The sequence below is a fragment of the Psychrobacter sp. YGAH215 genome (assembly GCF_007280595.1).
Classification (GTDB): Bacteria; Pseudomonadota; Gammaproteobacteria; order Pseudomonadales; family Moraxellaceae; genus Psychrobacter; species Psychrobacter faecalis.
Genome location: NZ_VKLR01000034.1, coordinates 1 through 20,925 on the forward strand (window position 1 = coordinate 1; position 20,925 = coordinate 20,925).

A 20,925-nucleotide genomic window follows, 5' to 3' on the forward strand; every position below is an offset into this window, starting at 1 on the left:
ACGTTAGCAACAACACCAGCGCCTACGGTACGGCCGCCTTCACGAATTGCGAAGCGAAGACCTTTGTCCATAGCGATTGGGTGGATAAGCTCTACGCCCATCTCAACGTTGTCACCAGGCATAACCATTTCAGTACCGTCTTGTAATTGGATTGCGCCAGTTACGTCAGTGGTACGGAAGTAGAACTGTGGACGATAGCCGTTTAGGAATGGTGTGTGACGACCACCCTCTTCTTTTGACAGTACGTATACTTCGGCGTCAAATTTAGTATGCGGGGTGATTGAACCTGGCTTGGCTAGTACTTGGCCACGTTGTACGTCTTCACGCTTAGTACCACGTAGTAGTACGCCACAGTTTTCGCCTGCACGACCTTCGTCTAGCAGTTTACGGAACATCTCTACACCAGTACAGGTGGTTTTTTGGGTGTCACGGATACCGACGATTTCGATTTCGTCACCAACACGTACGATACCTGATTCAACACGACCGGTTACTACGGTACCACGGCCTGAGATTGAGAATACGTCTTCGATTGGCATTAGGAATGCTTTGTCAACGTCACGCTCTGGCTCTGGGATGTAGGTGTCTAGGATGCCTAGTAGTTCTACAACGGCTGGTTGGCCGTATTGACCTTCGTCGCCTTTAAGGGCTTGGGTGGCACTCCCTTTTACGATTGGGGTGTCGTCGCCTGGGAAGTCGTAGTCGTTAAGAAGTTCACGAACTTCCATTTCTACTAGCTCAAGCAATTCTTCGTCGTCAACAAGGTCACATTTGTTCATGAAGACGATGATGTACGGTACGCCAACCTGACGTGATAGCAGGATGTGCTCACGGGTTTGTGGCATTGGGCCGTCAGTTGCTGATACGACTAGGATTGCGCCGTCCATTTGGGCTGCACCGGTGATCATGTTTTTAACATAGTCGGCGTGACCTGGGCAATCAACGTGGGCGTAGTGACGGGTTGGGGTGTCATATTCTACGTGTGAGGTGTTGATGGTGATGCCACGTGCTTTTTCTTCTGGGGCTGAGTCAATAGACGCGTAGTCTTTGGCTTCGCCACCAGAGGTGATTGCGGCTACGGTTGCGATAGCGGCGGTTAATGTTGTTTTACCGTGGTCAACGTGTCCGATGGTACCGACGTTGACGTGTGGCTTGCTGCGTTCAAACTTGGCCTTTGCCATGGGTATTTCCTCTTTATTGATGAATCTTTAACAATCAAAGATCGGTAAATAGCTGTTTGACGGCTCATGATGCGTAATAACCATCAAACCGTTGACGCTATGGTTTAACTACTAAAATGAATGTATTCAAGATGCTTACTAGCTTAATCACATGTTTATATATGGGCATTATACTTGTTTTTCAATCGCTTGCATATTGTGCTAGTTGCTAGCGCGCATTGACAAAACAGCTTTTTATAGATATTGCTAAAAAGTATATTTATAAACCTACTGACAGCACTAAAAGGCAACACCTTAGTGTCACCTTTAAATGATAAACTGCCACACTCTATTTATAATTTTCAATATTTTATAATTCGATATTGCTACAATATTTTGTAAAATACATTGTCTTGTCGAAATGTGATGCTTTCTTTATCAAAACAGTAAAGCATATAGACAAGGCTTGAACAATAAATGGAGCTCATATTGAGAATTGAACTCAAGACCTCTCCCTTACCAAGGGAGTGCTCTACCGCTGAGCTATATGAGCATGCTTTTAAAAACTACAGTAGCCAACCTATGGGTTGTACTAAAAAAAATATCACGATACAGCTAATAACCGACTGTCGTGATGTTTGATAGTTGCTGCGAAGGTGCATATATGGAGCGGGTGGCGGGAATCGAACCCGCGTCATTAGCTTGGAAGGCTAAGGTGTTACCATTATACCACACCCGCATTTACTCTTATATTATTTGACTCTAATTGATAGTCGTACAAGATAAAGAGTATGCTTGGCGCTAGGACATACTTAAAACAAATATGGTGGTGGGAGAAGGATTCGAACCTTCGAAGCTTTCGCGACAGATTTACAGTCTGTTGGGTTTGACCGCTCCCCAATCCCACCTAGATTGCTTGATATAAATCACTTCAATTGAAAGTAAATTCATAAAAAGCGACTTTGAAAGAGATGGTGCCGACTGCCGGGATCGAACTGGCGACCTACTGATTACAAGTCAGTTGCTCTACCAACTGAGCTAAGTCGGCTTGTTCTCTCAAAGTGGTGGCTATTCTATCAAATATTTTGCTAGACGCAAGCCCTTTTTCATTTTTTTTAGCTTTATTTTCATAAAAGCTGTCAAACACTTGATTGTATTGCTATTTTTTCTAACTTAAATTTGCCGCTATTTTTAAAGCTAAATTGATGAGACATCATTTAAAGTATAAACTGCCCGCCTTTATTGCATGGCTTTATAAAAATTGCATAGTTTTTTATGAAATCCAGCATTTTTATAAGCGGGCAACTGCTTTATTTCTTTAAGAATGCCGTTTAGTTTATAAAGATAGAACTCTTACATACTGCCTTTATTAAACAACCATAGCGCGAGGCCAATGATTAAAATAGCAATAAATACCCAGATAAACCAGCCGCCACTCGGTTTTTTCTCAGCTTGTCCCGCATTGGCAGGATTATTAAGCGCTTGATCCATGGCATTATTACCTGTTGTACCAAGGTCGCGCGGCTGACCCAAATTGGCCGTGCCCGAAAACTGGGCGGTAGCGGCTTGCTTAGCACGTAGGACGTCAGGATCCGCTTCTTCTTGCAAAGTGGTCGTCGTGGTCTTATCATGCGCTGCCGCATCGGTGTCATATTGGGCCTGACGAACGGCGCTCGGTGCTGATTCTTCTACAACCGGTGCGCTAGTTGTAGGTGAAGTTGATGGCTCGCTGGTATCAGCTGCGGATAATACTTCATCGATTCCAGTTTCCTTGATGACTGGCTCTTTGGCAATAGGTTCGTTGATTATAGGCTCGTTAATTACAGGCTCTGCAGCAACAGTTTCTTTAACGATGGGTTCTTGAATACTAGTTTCTTCAATTGTTGGCTTTTTATCTGCTGCTTCGCTAACGACTGGCGCTATAACGGTAGATTCAGCGGCTGGTATCGATTCAGTAGACGTAACAGCGTTCGTGCTTAATACTGGCTTATCCGACACAGCTGGAGCAGCTTGTTCATTGTCCAAGGTCGCAGCAACAGGCGCAATTACCTGAAAGTTAAAGCTTGCAAAGCCTAGCGTATCATTGGCATTAAGGCGCTGAGATTTATTGCCCTCAATCCGCTGCTCATTGATAAAAGTGCCGTTCGATGACTCTAAGTCCTTAACGTATAGCTCCCCATTTAACACGCTCAAGACCGCGTGATTGCGCGACACTTGCTTGCTACCGAGCACCACGTCATTATCGCTACCGCGTCCAACAGACAGGCTGTCACTGACGCTCAAGGTCAGATCGCCTAAAGCTTCGGTCAGGGCATTAAGTTGCCAAGTTGCACCCTCTGTCGTCACAGGTGTATGTGCAGTTTCTGTATGGTTTGTCATGTTATCACTCCTTATTTTTATAAAATATTCAATGGCTATTTTTAGCTAACAACTTTCTATAAACGCCTGTTCTTATACACTTATCTTCATACTAGCTAAAATTATTGTCAGCATTATTTAGCTATAAAGCGAGGTTTTATAATACCGCCAAGCTTGTTGTAAGGAATACTCAGTACAGGCATTCCGTATGCGTAGGGGCCGATAGAATAATGCTGATAACGAATATCAATCCCTTTATCAGTCAAGGTTACGTTCTCACTTAAGGTAAATGGCCAGTTTTTCTCATAGCTTGCCGCATCTTCATCGACCGTTTTCACCCAATCTTTATAAGCATCATAAGCCAAAGCTTTAAATTTTGATTTCTTGTTAGGCTGCAGCATATCTGTTAATTGGATTTGTTTTTTGGTTTGCTGGTCAAACACCAAATATTCGCTGTAAGGCATGCCATGAGCGCCACCAGTAAAGACATAAGAGTTTATTTCAAACAGCTCAAAATCATTCACATGACCCAAGTATTCAGGCGTCACCATTAAGTTATAGACGAAAATGCTGTCTTGCGGTAAGTCGGCAAACTGCGCGCTAACAAAACCGTCGATGGCAGCTTTGACCTCGGCTGGGCTACTTTTCTTGGTGATGGGCGCGGACTCCGTTGGCTTACTATTGACCACTAAATTATCAATACGCGCATTGGCAAGCTTATTTATCCAAGCATGATTGGTCTTAAGGTACTTCACTTCAATATCTGGGCAATTATCACGCGCCGTACATTTTTCCTGTATTTTTTTCGGCAATTCATATTCTAAATATTCGCTATGACTAATCAAGCTACCCGCCTGCGCTGATAGGCTTAAAGCCCCAAGTAATAAGCCACTACTTAGCAACGTAACCAGACGTCCCACGCTGTGCTGAGATGGAAATCGTTTAGTAAATCTTGAGTTATTGTTATGAATGTCAGTTGTAGATTTCATATAGACTCTTTCACGTACAAATAAGGTTTATTGATATTCTACCGTAACTATTACGCCGTATTGTAGGCGCACTGTTTGTGTTTTTGAGTACTTAATGCGCTTGTACAAACTCATATTTGATTACAACCAAAAATTTTTTAATAAAAAAGACACGATAGCGTGTCTTTTAAAATGTAAGTTTAAAGATTAAAATTCCGATTTTAATGCTCGCGCGTATTGCTAAAAGTAATCTCAGGATAGCGGTCTTGCATCAGCTGCAAGTTCACCCGAGATGGCGCAAGATAAGTTAAATAACCGCCACCATCTATTGATAATTGGTCATGGGCTTTTTTCTTAAATTTCGCCAGCGCCACTTCATCATCACAATGAATCCAGCGTACAGTTGCAATCGATACCGGCTCAAAGATACATTGCACTTTGTATTCTTCTTTTAGACGGTGGGCGACCACTTCAAACTGTAGGACACCGACTGCACCTAAGATTAAATCGTTATTAATCTGCGGCATAAAGACCTGCGTTGCGCCCTCTTCGCTTAACTGCTGTAAACCTTTTTGCAGCGCTTTTGATTTAAGCGGGTCTTTTAGCACCACACGGCGGAACAATTCAGGAGCAAAGTGCGGAATACCAGTAAAGTTTAATTCTTCGCCTTCGGTAAAGCTGTCGCCAATCGAAATGGTTCCGTGGTTATGTAAGCCAATGATATCACCCGGGTAGGCTTCTTCTAGCGCTTCACGGTCACCTGCTAAAAACGTTAAAGCATCGGCAATACGCACGTCTTTACCCAAGCGCACGTGCTTCATTTTCATACCTTTTTCGTACTTGCCAGAGCACACGCGCAAAAAAGCAATACGGTCACGGTGACGCGGATCCATATTGGCCTGAATTTTAAACACGAAACCGCTAAATTCGGTTTCGGTTGCGGCCACTTCGCGCTCATTGGTCGGATGCGATTTTGGCGGTGGTGCATATTTAATCAAGGTATCAAGTACCATGTTGACGCCAAAGTTACCCAGTGCCGTCCCGAACAATACAGGCGTCATCTCACCTTTTAAAAACGCCTCGACTTCAAAGTCTTCGAGTGCCATTTGTACCAGCTCAAGCGATTCTTCAAAAGAATCAAACATCAGCTTGCCCAAACGCTCACGGATATCAGGATAATCATAACCTTCGCGCGTTTCAGAGACCGTCATCTCACCGCCATGACCTTTTTCATATAGATAAGTTTTGTTTTCGGTTAAATGATAAACACCAACGAAATCTTGCCCCATACCAATCGGCCACGTGACTGGAATACATTTAATCTTTAATACCGCTTCGATTTCACTGAGTAGCTCAAGCGGCTCGCGAATCTGACGGTCAAGTTTATTGACAAATGAGATGATGGGCGTATCACGCATCCGGCAAACTTCCATCAGCTTGATGGTCCGCTCTTCGACACCTTTTGCGCCATCGACCATCATCAGCGCACTGTCTACCGCGGTCAGAGTACGATACGTATCTTCACTAAAGTCGGCGTGACCCGGGGTGTCTAGCAGGTTGACCATATGGTCTTTATAAGGAAACTGCATGACCGAGGTGGTAATCGAGATACCGCGCTCCTGCTCCATACTCATCCAATCAGATGTCGCATGACGGTCAGTTTTGCGGCCTTTTACTTCACCAACCACCTGAATCGCCTGCCCCCATAGCAGCAGCTTTTCGGTCATGGTGGTCTTACCCGCATCGGGATGCGAGATAATGGCAAAGGTGCGGCGTTTGGCGACTTCTTTGCTTAATTTCTTTGGATCTACGCTCATAATTTCGGCTTCAACGGTTGTGTGATTTAGAAATCACGCTAAATAAATAGGATAAATAATGGGCGTATTGTAGCGGATTTAGCGTTTGCTTGCAGAATTAGCGCATAAAAAAACACTCTCTAATGAACAAATAGAGAGTGATGATATTTTTTATCCTTAGGTATTTCTAAACGTTAATAGTAGCGCTTGATTTCTCGTTCTAAAAAGTCAGCGGCGACATCATTGACAATCGTGCAATCGACCACACCGCGAAAGCTGTTGGTATTTGGATTGCTACTACCTTTGGCCACATAATCCGCTTCATAAATATCTTTACTATATTCAACCCCGTTATACTGATAAGCCGGTTGGTCTTTATATTCAAAAAACATCACTTGCGCCGCTTTTTGCTTATTATTGATACCAACGCCAAACCTTGAGGTACTATAATCTCTATCATCATTAAAACGTGCTTCGGCTGCCGCAACCCATTTATCAAGCGACGAGTATCCTGTTTTGTCTTTTTCGTTAAAGGCTAAAAATGCGCGCTCGCTGCTGACAACGGGAATATAGCAAACCGAGCCTGCTGGAAACGCTAAATTGGTTGGCAGCTTAGAATAGTGATTTAAGGCCGTCATAATGCCGCGACTGTCGCTTAACGTAACGCCTGCATTATAACTATCCGCTTTCACATCTGATAAATCTAAGGTTTTATAAGTGGTTTGATAATTGAACTTGTTATTGCTGTTTTTTTCATAAATAGGTCGTTTGACCGTGCGCCCACTGACTTCAATATTTTTGTGTTCCAATCGTCCTTCGAACTTATCGGCTAGTACCGTTTTGTCTAAAGTATTTAAACTTTGATTGCTGTAGTTATTGACAAGATTTCTGGTTTTAATCTCATAATTACCGGTACGGTAGGTTTCATCGATGCGCGCAATCGCAGTCGCATTGGCTTTACTGTCATAGCTATCAGCAAATCTCGTTAGCGTTATATTATTGCTACTGCCTACGCCAAAAAACACGTCCTCTTCTTCGCAGCCGCTGAGCGCAAGTGCCATTAGAGAGACGATACTTGGTAATAAAATCCATTTATTTAGCGAGGCATTCATTAAACAATGTCCTTATGATTAGACGCTTTTTAGCTACTTTGGTTACTGTAATATGTTAGTAAAATACTTTTTGTGATTAGTTTACATTAATAGTATCGTTATTTATATATCAAAATCCTACTATTGTGGTTTTAGCAAACTCCGGTTAGACATTTTAGCAAGTTACCATTTCTAAACTTGCGCGATACGTTCAGCGTTACCCACTGTGCTAATCTAAGGAGTTACTATGTAAAATCGCCTTTTAAGGAAGGTCACATAGTAGATAGATCATTTAATTATAAAAATCAACAACAAAGGATGTGTTATGAAAACATTGTATTCTACACAAGCTACCGTTACTGGCGGCCGTACTGGTAATGCGAGTCTAAAAGATAGTGATTTGACCATTAACATGGTCGCACCGGGTTCTGGTAAAGACGGTAACAATCCAGAGCAGTTATTTGCTATGGGTTATGCTGCTTGTTTTGATGGCGCACTGGCAGCGGTCAAAGGCGAAGAAAAAGCAAAATTTGACTCGACTACCGAAGTATCAGTAGATTTAATGAAAGGCGAAGGTTTGGACTTTAAATTGGCAGCAAAAATCCATGTAATCGGTGAAAATACAGAACTATCGGCCGACGAATTTCAAAAACTGGTCGAAAAAGCCAATAAAGTCTGCCCATATTCGAAAGCCACCCATGGCAATATCGATAGTGAAGTGACGTCAGAAGTAAAATAACTCTTAGAAAGAATATTAATTAGTCAGAAGAAAACTAATAAAAGAACTCAGCTGGTCTGGGTTCTTTTTTATTGGCTGGTATTTAGGTTCTTAACTGCTAGTTTTTTACCAACCATTTATTAGTTCGCCATCCATTCGGCAAGAAGGTATTTTATCGTTATAATGAAGCTATCTTTTCATCCAATTCTTTATTCAATATCTGTTTTTACCCAATACTTGCTGCCCAATTTGATAAGTGACTTTCTATGACCGACAACGATCACAACTCGCACTCGCCCATTAATCCCAATACGCTACCAAACTTTGCCACCATGCCAAATGTAGCGACCATGGATACCAGCCATGTGAACAAAGAGCAGCCGCCCTTTATCTTGGTCGACGGCTCTTATTATCTATTTCGCACCTATCATGCCTTGCCAAAAACCATGCAAAACTCTCAAGGGCTGGTCACTAACGCCATACGTGGGACGTTAAATGCGTTATTAAAACTCATGCGCCGTTATCATCCAACCCATATGGCGGTTTGTTTTGATACCAAATCACCGACTTTTCGTCATGCCATGTCAGAAGAATATAAAGCCAATCGACCAAAAATGGATGTGGAGCTTGCCGAGCAAATTCCTTATATTCATAGTTTGGTGGTGGCATTAGGGATTCCACTATTGCGTATCGAAGGCGCAGAAGCAGACGATATTATTGGCACTCTAGCCCATCGCGCCGTTGCCGAAGGTCATCATGTGGTTATCTCGACCGGTGATAAAGATATGATGCAGCTGATTAATGACTGCGTGATACTAGAAGACAGCTTTACCGGTAAAGTCACTGATAGCGCAGGCGTGGTCGAAAAATTTGGCATTAATCCTAATCAAATGATTGACTTTTTAACGCTGATGGGCGACTCCTCTGATGGTATCAAAGGCGTACCCGGTATCGGTAAAAAAACCGCCAAAGACTTGCTTAACGAATACGGCAACATTGATAACATGCTCAAAAACGTCGCCAATATCAAAGGACGCGCTGGCAAAAATCTGGTCGAATATGCCGACGACATTCCCTTTAATGCGCAATTAGCAACCATCGTCACTGATTTAGAAATTGGTCAAGATTGGCGAGATTTAAAAATCAATACCGACCCGTGCGCTCATATCGATGAGCTACGCGCGCTCTATAGCGAGCTTGAATTTAGAAATGAGTTGGCATCACTCGACCATCCCAATCATCCCGCCAATGCTAATGGGGCGCAAAGCGTTGCCGACAGTCAAGCAGATGCCGAATCGCAAGCACAAATCGCCAAATCTCTACAATCAAGTATTAACGATAATATCAAAGACAGTAAAACTCATGATAAAGCGTGGCACACGGTTTTAGATGAACCTGCTTTTGATAGCTTGGTTACATTATTAGAATCTGCACCGCATTTTGTCCTTGATACCGAAACCACCAGCGTTTATTGGCGTCAGGCTGAATTGGTTGGCTTGTCTTTTGCGGTAAAAGCCCATGAAGCTTATTATGTGCCGCTAACTCATAGTCTAGAAGGCGATGAGCTGACTACCAAACAGCTTGACCGCAATATGGTTTTGACGCGCTTAAAACACATCTTAGAAAATCCAAACATTGGTAAAATCGGTCAACATTTAAAATATGATGCCCATATTCTTAGCTTTTATGATATCGATCTATTAGGCAGTATTCATGCCAAACCTAATAACTGGGCGATGGATACCATGCTTGCCAGCTATGTGATTAACGCAGCCGCTACTCGCCACGGTATGGATGATTTGGCGCGCCATTATTTACAAACCCAAACCATCAGCTTCGAAGATGTCGCTGGTAAAGGCGCCAAGCAAGTAGGTTTTGACCAAGTTGCCATTGATTTGGCCAGCGATTATGCCTGTGAAGATGCCGACATTACCTATCAGCTGTTTGAGTTATTTAGCGAAAAACTGGCGGCAGATGAAAACAATGCCAAGCTGCTACACGAGTTAGAGATTCCAACGGCTGAGATACTTTGTCAAATGGAAGCAAATGGCATTTTAATCAAGCGCCCATTCTTAAACGAGCTATCGCAACGTTTCGACGAAGAAATCATTGCGCTAGAAAAACGCGCTTATGAAGTCGCTGGTGAAGCATTTAATCTTGGCTCACCAAAACAGCTCGGTGAGATGCTGTTTGAAAAGCTAGGCGTTGCGGGCGGTAAAAAAACCAAGTCAGGTCAATACTCAACTGGCGAAGCGGTATTATCAAAGATTGACCATCCGTTGGTAGAAATTGTCCTTGAATATCGCGGCTTATCAAAGCTTAAAAGCACCTATACCGATGCACTCGATAATGTCGCAGATAGCGAGACTGACCGCGTGCATACCAGCTACCATCAAGCATTGACCAGCACCGGACGCTTATCTTCAACCGATCCTAACTTACAAAACATTCCTATTCGTACCGCGACCGGTCGTCTGATTCGCCAAGCGTTTATTGCCCCAGAAGGTCGAGTGATTTTAGCCGCGGATTACTCACAAATTGAGCTACGTCTGATGGCGCATTTTTCAGGCGATGTCAATTTAACGCGCGCCTTTAACGAAGGCTTAGATATTCACACGGCAACGGCTGCTGAAGTATTGGGCAAAGCCGTTGAAGAGGTCAGCGCCACTGAGCGCCGCAATGCCAAAGCCATTAACTTTGGTCTGCTCTATGGTATGAGTGCCTTTGGACTGGCTAAGCAGCTACAGATGAGCCGCGGCGAGGCGCAAGATTATATCGATATGTACTTTGAGCGTTATCCAAGTGTCAAAGACTATATGATTAATACCCGTGCCAGCGCTTATGAAAAAGGTTATGTTGAGACAATATTAGGCCGTAAGCTTTATACGCCTGATATCAATCATAGCAATCGTATGGTCAAGCAAGGCGCTGAACGGGCGGCGATTAACGCCCCACTGCAAGGCTCAGCGGCGGATTTAATCAAGCTTGCGATGATAGCGGTCGATAAAGTCTTGCCAAAAGAGCACGCAAAAATGCTGCTGCAAGTCCATGATGAACTGGTGTTTGAAGTCGATAGCGATAAGGTCGATAGTATTCGTCAGCTGATCACCGACGCTATGCAGGATGTCCTGACCACAACGGCTGTTGCAAAAGGCTGGAATGTGGACTTCGCCGTACCGTTATTGGTTGAAACCGATATTGGTAGCAATTGGGACGAAGCGCATTAATGACTGAAATAAAAGAAAAGCCTAAACGATAGCGTTTTACGATATAAAGTGAGCCTTCGCGCTCACTTTTTTGTTTTTAATACTAGGAGCGTTCCATTTTACATTCAGATAGCGTCATCGAACTACCAGGTATCATTATGTTATTCGCCTGCATATTCCGCTGTGCTCAATATATGAAACAAAGTCAGCTCAAACTGGGTCAATATTTTTGGTTGGCATCCGTATTAGTGTTTTTTGCTGTGATACGTCGTGAATTAAACTACGTGCCTGAACTCTTTATTCCCAGTAATTTTTCATTTTTGAACCATTCTTATGATTGGTGGGAAGACGCTGTACTATTAACGGTCTATCTACTCATTGTGGGTTTTTTGACCTATAGCTGGCGTTATCTATGGGCTGTATTAAAAAAGGTACCACTATCCCTATATCTCACTGTAGTTGCACTGGCATTGTTAGAGTATATGGGTGAAAACGCCATCCTAATCCCTGAAAGCATCGGAGAAATGGTCGAAGAAATTGCAGAAACCAGTGTTTATGCGATTGCCTTGATTTACTTGTGGCGGTTTCAAATGAGCGATTTTGAAAGCCCTGCTTTATATCAGCCAAATCATCACCAACCTTGCAATGCCAATTCATAGGTTAATGGTTCTAAAACAGTTTTAAAAAAAATAGTTAACGCTAAAACCTTTTTATGGCTGCCTACTTAACTCGTAATGGCAGCCGTTTTTTATCTCTCCTTACATTTTTTGCACATCCTGTGACACCTCATCACTATTAGTTGCGATTATAATGCGGCAAACTGATAAGCATAATTTTGATAATTATAAACAACCCGTTTAATCGTAATTATAACTATAATGAGAACACAACCATGGACAATTCAAAAACCCCATTACCAGAAGAAATGGACCATATCGAAGGCGATAGCAGCATTGATGATAATGAAGACGGTAGCCAAGAGATTGATTTAAACAATCCTATGCTGCACACCTTTGATGACGACGATGTCATCGACAATAGCGCAGGATTTAATAATTCTGAAGTCGGTACGGACGCCACCCAAGGACTGACGCCGATACATCGCCAAAATATCGATGAAGCTCGGATTGATGAGGTGTTGGTTGAGGACAATTTAGACGATAAAGATTATCCTGACATCGTCGATATCGCAGACAGAGATGCGGCTAAAGTTTCTAATGATGACAATTTTTAGAAATTGAACCTTAATGAAATAGCAAATAATTTAGAAAAAAATACCGAACATTATGTCCGGTATTTTTTTGATTTAAGAAAACTATTAAACCCAGCCATCGAGTGTATCAGCCCAGCCTTTAACCAACGGCAAACTCAATGCTTCAAGCAAATCAATATGCGCCTCATCTAGGTTTAATGCTGGAATATAATGATACTCTTGCCCGCCTGCATTTAAGAAATTATCACGGTTTTCGATTGCCAATTCTTCCAATGTTTCTAAGCAGTCCGCAGAGAATGCCGGACTAATCACTTGTACCGAACGCACCCCAGATTTGCCCCAATCTTCTAATACCACATCGGTATACGGCTTGACCCATTCTTGCTTACCAAAGCGCGACTGAAAGCTGATAATCCACTCGTCATCTTGTAGACCAAGTTCGTGCGCCACTTGCGCGGCGGTACATTTGCAGCGTTTTGGGTACGGATCGCCTTTATCGGCATAAGGCTGCGGAATCCCGTGAAAGCTAAACATCAACTTTTCAGGCTTGCCATGCTCGGCTTGAAAGCGGCGAATCGAGTTAGCCAATGCTTGAATATACAGCGGATGCGCAAAGTAGTCTTTGACAATGCTATAGTTTGGCAAGTTGCGTTGCTTGAGCGTCCATTTGGTCAAGGCATCATAGACGGCACCGCCAGACGAGGCAGAATACTGCGGAAATAACGGCAAGATAACAAAATGGTCAACGCCCTCGCTTTTTAGTGTATCCATCACGTCAGGCAAACCCGGATTGCCATAGCTCATCGCTGCATGTACAGAAACACGAAATGGCGCCACGCTATTTGCCAAACGCGGCTCGAGCAGCTCAACTTGGCTGTTTAATATTTTGCGAATGGGCGAATCGCCTTCCCAAATACTGGCATAGGCTTTTGCTACACGTTTTGGGCGACTTGGCAGGACAAATAGATTTAGAATGATCGCCCATAAAAATTTAGGGATTTCAATCACGCGTGGGTCGGACAAAAACTGTTTTAGATAACGACGGACGGCGGGCGCGGTCGGCTCATCTGGCGTGCCTAGGTTGACTAATAAGACGGCAATACGGGGCGGCAATTGAGGTTTCATAAGGGCATTATCTATTATTGGATTATATTATGGTGAAGTTATAGGCTTTGATCAGTTAAAAAGTATTTCAAAATTCATATATTTTAGCCATTTATTTAGCAATAGTACTATTAAGTCTTAATTAATCACCCTTGGCAATTATCAAAATATACTAAGCAGACGATAGTCAATCACCTACCAAATGATGGTTAAATAAAAAGGCTGATACTTATCATCAGTGTAGCATTTTATCTACCAAAAACGCAGGGCAAAACGCTTGCGGTTTAGGATTGCTAGAACACTAATAAGTTAGCAACTGATACTTTGCCTGAAAGACTGCCTATCAAGGTTGTACTCCTAGGCGCATCGCCATACAATAGACAAGCTTATAACAAGAAAGTAGTTGGACCTATTATTGTCGCGATTCTAGGTTTGTTTTATTTATAACCGTTTTTTATCCATGACCATTGTTTTATCCATAACTGTAACTGTTGTTTTGTGAGGTAGCTTTGAGCGCACGTTCTGATAGTACCAGTGAGCATTCCACCAATCATTCTGCTAATACGACCGACTCTATCGTTTCGGTAGGCTCAGTTGGCCTCGTCACGCCGCAGACTTTTCATTTCGCTGAGCCATTGACCTTGGAGTGCAATCGCACCCTACCCTCATTCGATTTAATCTTTGAAACTTATGGCACGCTCAATAGCGACAAATCAAACGCCATTTTGATTTGTCATGCCTTATCAGGTAGCCATCATGCGGCAGGCTTCCATAGTGACGACGATAAAAAAGCAGGCTGGTGGGACAATATGATTGGCCCTAATAAAGCCATCGATACCAATCAGTTTTTTGTGGTTTGCGTCAATAATATCGGCAGCTGCTTTGGCTCTACCGGTCCAACGACTATCAATCCAGATAGTCTAAGCGATGAAGGTGAAGCGCAGGTTTATGGCCCTGACTTCCCCCTTGTCACCATTAAAGATTGGGTAAAAACCCAAGCCATGCTCTCAGACCGCTTGGGTATTGAGGTTTGGCATGCCATTGTCGGTGGCTCAATGGGCGGCATGCAAGCCATGCAATGGTCGGTCGATTATCCAGAACGCTTAAAACGCTGCGTGGTCATAGCCAGTACGCCAAAGCTTTCTGCGCAAAACATTGCCTTTAATGAAGTCGCGCGCCAGTCGATATTATCCGACCCTGATTTTAAAGACGGACGCTATTTGCATGCGGGTACTTATCCTCGGCGTGGGCTGATTCTTGCACGCATGGTCGGTCATATCACCTACTTGACCGATGATGCGATGAAAGCGAAATTTGGCCGTGATTTAAAATCTGGCAAGTTTATGTATGGCTACGATGTCGAGTTTCAGGTCGAGAGCTATTTGCGCTATCAAGGCGAACGCTTTAGCGAAAACTTCGATGCCAATACTTACTTGCTCATGACCAAAGCGTTAGATTATTTTGACCCGACGCGTGATTATCCTTCAGCAGCAGACTCATCAATACAATCCTCGGCAGAGCTAGAAACCTCCCTCGCCGCCGCAGTAAAAGCCGATTCTACCGAGAATGAGCTTGATAAAACGCTAAATAATAGCGCCACTATTGATGATACTGACAACGCTGATAACGTCAATGTAGTCAATGCAAAAGAGCTGAACGCGCTAAAATCTGCCTTTGCTCATACGCAGTGTCAGTATTTGGTGGTGTCATTTACCACCGACTGGCGTTTTGCGCCCGAGCGCTCACAAGAGATTGTCGATGCGCTGATGGCAACAGGCAAACCAGTCAGCTATATCAATGTCGACGCCCCGCACGGTCATGATTCGTTTTTATTCGATATTCCACGTTATATGGGTGCAGTTAAAGGCTTTTTGACCGCGCCATTTATTGCTAATCGCTTGAAAGCCAAAGGAGCACGCTCATGAGAATGGATCATCAATTGGCTGAGCGTTGGATAGCGCCGCACTCGCATGTGCTGGATTTAGGCTGCGGGAATGGCGAGTTGCTCGCGCATTTACAGCAAAATCTAGGCGTCACCGGTTACGGACTTGAGATTGACGAAGACAAAATCAATGAGGCCATTACTAAAGGCTTATCCATCGTCGAGCAAGACCTCAATGATGGTTTGAGTCGTTTTGCCGATAATAGCTTTGATACCGTGGTTATGGCGCGCGCCCTGCAAGCGGTAAAAGCACCTGATATATTGCTGCTCGATATGCTACGCGTCGCCCGCGAAGCCGTCATTACCTTCCCTAACTTTGCCCATTGGCAAAACCGCCTGCATTTAGGCTTAAAGGGGTTGATGCCAGTTTCAGAAGCCCTGCCTTATGAGTGGTATAACACTCCAAACATTCACTTGTGTACTTTTAAAGACTTTGAACAGCTGTGCGCGCAGCATGATATTCATATCATTAATCGCTTTGCGGTCAGTGATTCTGAAAAAGGGCATACACCGCTGATGACCGCATTAATTAGGCAAGCGCCCAATCTGCTCGCAGACGTCGCTATTTATCGGGTCACCAAACAAAAACCTGCTTAATAGTGAGGTTTATACGCTTATTATTAACGAAAATTTAAGTAAAAAGGCAATAATGTTAACCTTAATAGAATGTTAATTTATTCTTACGCTTAAGTAACTCTATGATTTTATTGAGGACCGCGAAGTATAAGTAGGCATTAAATCGTGTAATTAGTATTTGAGTTTCGTAAGTTTGGGTGTTAAGCTAGCGAAATAGTGTCAGTCATACCCCATATACGACCGTTTATCGGATTTTTTAACCGTCTATCGGCTCGATTCGAGGTAACGACCATTAAATCTATAAATGTTATTGCTAATGATTAGGTAAGAAGGTAGCGCAAAATTTCACCTAATTGTTATCGCCGCCTAGCTGTCTCAAGCGAGACCACTTTAGCGGTGCAACTTTTTCTTTTGCTTATTAACTGCCTAATTTTGGAGCTGCTATGAAATTATTAAAAGCTGCGTTGTTTACTGCCTTGTTTTCTTGTGCGGGCCTTGCCAACGCTGAGTTAATATCAAACGTGCCACTTGATACCTCACGTTTCGAGCTAATGCCTATCAGTGAGCTGTCTGCCAGCGCTGCCCAAGGTAACAATCACGCCCAGTTTTACTTAGCCAAGCGTTTGCAAAAAGGTGAAGGCGTCGCCCAAAACACCCAGCAAGCTATCCAGTGGTATACCAAGGCCGCTCAGCAAGGCGTTGCCCCTGCTCAGTTGAATCTTGCCATCATGTACTTGCGCGGTGAAGGCGTTCAACCTAACTTGCAACAAGCGCGTCTATGGTTAGAAAAAGCCGCGATGCGTGGCGATAACCGTGCCAGCTATACGCTTGCCCTGCTCGATGAAAAGCAAAAAAATCTGGTCGATGCTTATAAATGGTATGACTTAGCTGCTCGTGATGGCATGCTGGATGAAAAAGTCCGCAATAAAGCACGCGGTAAAATCGGTCAATTGGCATTGAACTTATCAAGTGCTGATATCGCTAGCGCGCGTAGCAAAGCCGATACTTGGTTCCAAAGTAAGTAAACTCTAATTTAGACTTTACACAGTAAATATAAAAAAGCTCAGTATCATACTGGGCTTTTTTATTTGCCATTTTTATGATCTGTCATATTTCGATGAAATTATAGGAGGATAAAACCTCCAAAACCTTTTTAAAATTTGTTAAACTACGCCCGCATTAGCCAATTCCACAATTGCGCTAGTGTTATAGCTAATCTACATACTTAAACCAATGCACTAGGTTTGCGACCTAGCCAGCAGGAGAAACACATGATTACCTCACAAACAACTGACGTACAAGCGTCAACTCACGCCAACGAATACGATAGCGTCACCAATAATATTGTCGTTGCCGCCCTCTATAAGTTCACCCGCTTTGCCGATTTTGAGCAATATCGTGAACCAATCTTAAACACCATGCTAGAGAATGACGTCAAAGGCACGTTATTAATCGCCAGCGAAGGTATTAACGGCACGATTTCTGGTAACCGCCAAGGTATTGATAACGTCTTAGATTATTTGCGCAGTATCGAAGCCATCGGCAGCTTTACTTTTAAAGAGTCGTATACCGATGCCCAGCCTTTTTATCGCACTAAAGTGAAGCTAAAAAAAGAAATCGTCACCATGGGCGTGGAGAATATCGACCCATTACAATCGGTTGGTCGCTACGTAAAGCCAAGCGAATGGAATGCGCTTATCTCAGATCCTGACGTTATTTTGATTGATACCCGTAACGATTACGAAGTACAAATTGGAACGTTTCAAAACGCGGTCAATCCAAATACTGAAACTTTCCGTGAGTTTCCAGAGTATGTGGCAAAAGAACTTGACCCAGCGAAACATAAAAAAGTTGCGATGTTCTGTACTGGCGGCATCCGCTGTGAGAAATCGACAGCATTTATGCGCGAGCAAGGCTTTGAAGAGGTCTATCATTTAGAAGGCGGGATTTTAAAATATTTAGAAGAAATTCCAGCCAGCGAGTCCATGTGGCAAGGCGATTGCTTCGTCTTTGACAACCGTGTCTCGGTCAATCACAATTTAGAGAAAGGCAATTACGAGCAATGCTTTGCTTGTCGTATGCCAATTACTCAAGATGATATGCAAAGCGCTGCCTATGTTAAAGGCGAGTCGTGCCCGCACTGTATCGATAAAGCAACCGTAGAACAAAAAGCGCGTTTTCGTGAGCGCGAGCACCAAATGCAGCTGGCTAAAAAACGTGGTGAGGCGCATATCGGTAGCGATGTGATTGACGTGATTGAGAAGCGTAAAGCGGCTAAGATTGAAGCTCGCCGTCAAGCGGAAGCCGCCAATAAAGCCAAAGCTTAACGGCGTTAAGGTTTATTAAATAAGGCTTGTTAAATAAGAGTTGTAAAAAAAGAGGCCAACAGCGTCTCTTTTTTTGACCGTTTTTTTATACCGCTGGATAAATTACTTGGTCTTGACTATTTAGCTCAGCCCCAGGTGTTGGCTTAGCAGGATCTAAGCGGCCAACGCCCATAATATGCTCTACCCTATAGCCTCTAAGCAGTAAATAATCGGTAATGATACGCCGATGGCAACGCCACCATACTGCTTCAGAACACATAAGGGTAAGACGCTGTTTTTTCCCGAGTTGAATGAGTTGATCGAGGGCGGCTTGAAAAGTATCACTTAACGCATAATCCGCATAGTTATGAAAAGCTTGCACGCGCCATAGATCATTAATCTGTTCATCGACTTGCTTTTGTTTCGGACGTCGCCCGCCAAGGTCGGCACAGTGCTGATAACTGATGCCAACTTGACTAAGCGCTTGCGGGAAAGTATTGATATTAAAAACAGGGTTGGTACGAGAACGCGGAAAGCTGCGCACATCGATGAGCAGTTCGATACTGGCTGCTTGAAGCATCTCAATCAGCTCATCAAGGCTACGGGTCGAATGTCCAATCGTATAAAATGTGGTAGTCATAATTTAAGCCATTGTTGAATTGTCGCATCATTGTTTTAAAGTTTGTTGTCGACATTTTATTTTGCATGGTCTTGTCTTAAATGGTTCAGTGGTTTTTCTCATTCAATATTACCCAGCCTCAACCTGCTCACTCATTAGGACTTTTGTAGCACTATTATGGTCGAAGGTCGCTAACGCAGCAAAATCAAGCAAAGCAAAGCAAACCAAATCTCTACTACTTATAACGATACCCAACATAAAAAAATAGCAGACAACCACCAAGGTCATCTGCTATTTCATTGAACTTACTTTAAGACGTTAAACGTATCTTTATACCGTCAGTCTTAAGCGTTATGAATAATCTATTAAAATAAGATACGTACGCGAATGGTTTCTTCAACGTCTTTTAGCTGATCTAGAGCGGCGCGTGAATCGTTGTAATCTACGTCCATCACCAGATAACCAACATCACCTTCGGTCATGAGGCTTTGCGCTAAAATATTGATATGCGCCTCAGCAAACAGACGGTTAATCTGTGACAATACGCCTGGGACGTTTTTGTGGATATGCAGCAGACGATGCGTGCCTTCTTTAAACGGTACAGAAACTTCTGGGAAGTTTACGGCTGTTGCGGTATCACCTTGGTCAGAGTAACGAACAAACTTATCGGCAACTTCAAGACCGATATTTGCTTGCGCTTCTTGGGTTGAACCACCGATATGCGGCGTCAAGATGACGTTGTCAAATTTACGCAGTGGTGACTCAAACTCTTCATCTGCTGATTTTGGCTCTTTCGGGAACACATCAATCGCTGCGCCCAAGATTTTACCTGACTCAAGGGCTGCTGCCAAATCATCAATCTCAACACAAGTACCACGAGCGGCATTGATAAAGTAGCTGCCGTCTTTCATATGGGCAAATTGCTCAGCGCCCATCATATAGCGCGTACTTGGCACATCAGGCACATGCAAAGTGACGATATCAGCGGTTGATAATAACTCTTCTAAGCTACCAACTTGGACGGCGTTACCGAGTGGCAATTTGGTCACGACATCATGATAGATGACTTTCATACCAAAGCTTTCAGCCAATACCGACAATTGCGAGCCGATAGAGCCGTAACCGACGATACCGATTGTCTTACCACGTACTTCGTGGGAGTTGGTTGCAGATTTGCCCCAACCACCGCGATGGACAGTGGCATTTTTTTCAGGGATACCGCGATATAGCATGATGGCTTCGGCAAGCACCAGCTCAGCAACCGAACGGGTGTTCGAATATGGCGCGTTAAAGACAGGGATACCCAAATCACGAGCGGCGTCCAAGTCGACTTGGTTGGTACCGATACAAAAACAGCCAATACCGATCAGCTTGTGGGCGTGCTCAAGTACTTCACGCGTCAGCTGCGTGCGCGAGCGAATACCGATAAAGTGAGCATCTTTAATCTTTTCGATCAGCTCATCTTGATCTAGGGCATGACTGATATTCTCGATGTTATGGTAACCAGCCCCTTCCAATACTTTTAACGCATTGTCATGTAGACCTTCAAGCAATAAAAACCGGATCTTGTCTTTTTGTAGTGATAACGCCATGTGAGAACTGTCCTATAATTGTCTTATAAAAATCATCAGTGGGATAAGTCTGATGGATGAAACGAAAACAGTCTGGATATCTTACACAAAATTTGGCAGCGATGTTAGCAGATTAGATGAATTATTGCTTATCAAGCCTGAAAACTTTTTATGCTATAGTGAATCATGGTATATAAAACTTATAACCAAACCTTATTAAACCCCACTCTCAACTTGAAATAAGCAAATCAAACTGAAGAGGCGGATTACCAAGTTTTTTGTTGAGTACAAAGCATA

15 protein-coding genes, 4 tRNA genes and 1 pseudogene are annotated in these 20,925 nt (G+C 43.4%); 8 read left to right on the plus strand and 12 right to left on the minus strand.

Going from position 1 to position 20,925, the window contains the following annotated elements; all coding sequences use genetic code 11:
• The 9 genes from tuf to FOR85_RS11680 form a co-directional block, all read right to left on the minus strand.
• Positions 1-1,181: elongation factor Tu (gene tuf, locus FOR85_RS11640; RefSeq protein ID WP_144298040.1), on the minus strand; the 1,181-nt coding region annotated here is incomplete at its 3' end.
• Between the two features lie 457 nt (positions 1,182-1,638).
• A tRNA-Thr gene (locus FOR85_RS11645) sits at positions 1,639-1,713 on the minus strand.
• Between the two features lie 112 nt (positions 1,714-1,825).
• Positions 1,826-1,899, minus strand: a tRNA-Gly gene (locus FOR85_RS11650).
• 85 nt (positions 1,900-1,984) lie between these two features.
• Positions 1,985-2,068: transfer RNA gene (locus FOR85_RS11655), tRNA-Tyr, on the minus strand.
• A gap of 64 nt (positions 2,069-2,132) precedes the next feature.
• A tRNA-Thr gene (locus FOR85_RS11660) sits at positions 2,133-2,208 on the minus strand.
• Positions 2,209-2,513: 305 nt separating this feature from the next.
• Positions 2,514-3,539 (minus strand): FHA domain-containing protein, encoded by a 1,026-nt coding sequence (locus FOR85_RS11665; protein ID WP_144298041.1) that lies wholly within the window; start codon positions 3,537-3,539, stop codon positions 2,514-2,516.
• 113 nt (positions 3,540-3,652) lie between these two features.
• Positions 3,653-4,507 (minus strand): RsiV family protein, encoded by an 855-nt coding sequence (locus FOR85_RS11670; protein WP_144298042.1) that lies wholly within the window; start codon positions 4,505-4,507, stop codon positions 3,653-3,655.
• A 200-nt stretch (positions 4,508-4,707) separates the two neighbouring features.
• Positions 4,708-6,303, minus strand: coding sequence for a peptide chain release factor 3 (locus FOR85_RS11675; protein WP_144298043.1), 1,596 nt, complete (start codon positions 6,301-6,303; stop codon positions 4,708-4,710).
• Between the two features lie 173 nt (positions 6,304-6,476).
• Complete coding sequence (locus tag FOR85_RS11680) at positions 6,477-7,394, minus strand: hypothetical protein (protein WP_144298044.1); 918 nt, start codon at positions 7,392-7,394, stop codon at positions 6,477-6,479.
• A gap of 304 nt (positions 7,395-7,698) precedes the next feature.
• Between FOR85_RS11680 and FOR85_RS11685 the strand changes: the two genes are divergently transcribed.
• The 4 genes from FOR85_RS11685 to FOR85_RS11700 all read left to right on the plus strand — a co-directional run bounded on the left by FOR85_RS11685 (position 7,699) and on the right by FOR85_RS11700 (position 12,531).
• Positions 7,699-8,112, plus strand: a complete 414-nt coding sequence (locus FOR85_RS11685) for an organic hydroperoxide resistance protein (RefSeq protein WP_144298045.1) — start codon at positions 7,699-7,701, stop codon at positions 8,110-8,112.
• A 245-nt stretch (positions 8,113-8,357) separates the two neighbouring features.
• Positions 8,358-11,318 carry a DNA polymerase I gene (gene polA, locus FOR85_RS11690; protein WP_144298046.1) on the plus strand — a complete coding sequence of 987 codons (2,961 nt, stop codon included), beginning with the start codon at positions 8,358-8,360 and terminating at the stop codon, positions 11,316-11,318.
• Between the two features lie 137 nt (positions 11,319-11,455).
• Positions 11,456-11,956 (plus strand): hypothetical protein, encoded by a 501-nt coding sequence (locus tag FOR85_RS11695; protein ID WP_207161654.1) that lies wholly within the window; start codon positions 11,456-11,458, stop codon positions 11,954-11,956.
• A gap of 233 nt (positions 11,957-12,189) precedes the next feature.
• Positions 12,190-12,531: a hypothetical protein gene (locus tag FOR85_RS11700; protein WP_068404012.1), complete on the plus strand. Its 342-nt coding sequence runs from the start codon at positions 12,190-12,192 to the stop codon at positions 12,529-12,531.
• 84 nt (positions 12,532-12,615) lie between these two features.
• Here the strand turns inward: FOR85_RS11700 and hemH are convergent, their stop codons facing one another.
• Positions 12,616-13,635, minus strand: a complete 1,020-nt coding sequence (hemH, locus tag FOR85_RS11705; protein ID WP_144298048.1) for a ferrochelatase — start codon at positions 13,633-13,635, stop codon at positions 12,616-12,618.
• A 554-nt stretch (positions 13,636-14,189) separates the two neighbouring features.
• Here hemH and FOR85_RS11710 point away from each other — a divergent pair.
• The 4 genes and pseudogenes from FOR85_RS11710 to FOR85_RS11725 form a co-directional block, all read left to right on the plus strand.
• Positions 14,190-15,509: pseudogene (locus tag FOR85_RS11710) on the plus strand (homoserine O-acetyltransferase); the annotation flags it as partial.
• Positions 15,510-15,535: 26 nt separating this feature from the next.
• A complete protein-coding gene (gene metW, locus FOR85_RS11715) occupies positions 15,536-16,153 on the plus strand; it encodes a methionine biosynthesis protein MetW (RefSeq protein WP_144298049.1) in 618 nt (205 codons plus the stop codon).
• A gap of 422 nt (positions 16,154-16,575) precedes the next feature.
• A complete protein-coding gene (locus FOR85_RS11720; RefSeq protein ID WP_068404007.1) occupies positions 16,576-17,157 on the plus strand; it encodes a tetratricopeptide repeat protein in 582 nt (193 codons plus the stop codon).
• Positions 17,158-17,403: 246 nt separating this feature from the next.
• Positions 17,404-18,459, plus strand: a complete 1,056-nt coding sequence (locus FOR85_RS11725; protein WP_144298050.1) for a rhodanese-related sulfurtransferase — start codon at positions 17,404-17,406, stop codon at positions 18,457-18,459.
• 85 nt (positions 18,460-18,544) lie between these two features.
• Here the strand turns inward: FOR85_RS11725 and FOR85_RS11730 are convergent, their stop codons facing one another.
• Together FOR85_RS11730 and serA are read right to left on the minus strand one after the other, a co-directional pair.
• Complete coding sequence (locus tag FOR85_RS11730) at positions 18,545-19,078, minus strand: DUF488 family protein (RefSeq protein WP_144298051.1); 534 nt, start codon at positions 19,076-19,078, stop codon at positions 18,545-18,547.
• Positions 19,079-19,422: 344 nt separating this feature from the next.
• The gene (gene serA / locus FOR85_RS11735; protein WP_144298052.1) at positions 19,423-20,649 is read right to left on the minus strand and encodes a phosphoglycerate dehydrogenase; all 1,227 of its coding nucleotides are present in this window, start codon (positions 20,647-20,649) and stop codon (positions 19,423-19,425) included.
• Positions 20,650-20,925 lie beyond the last annotated feature (276 nt).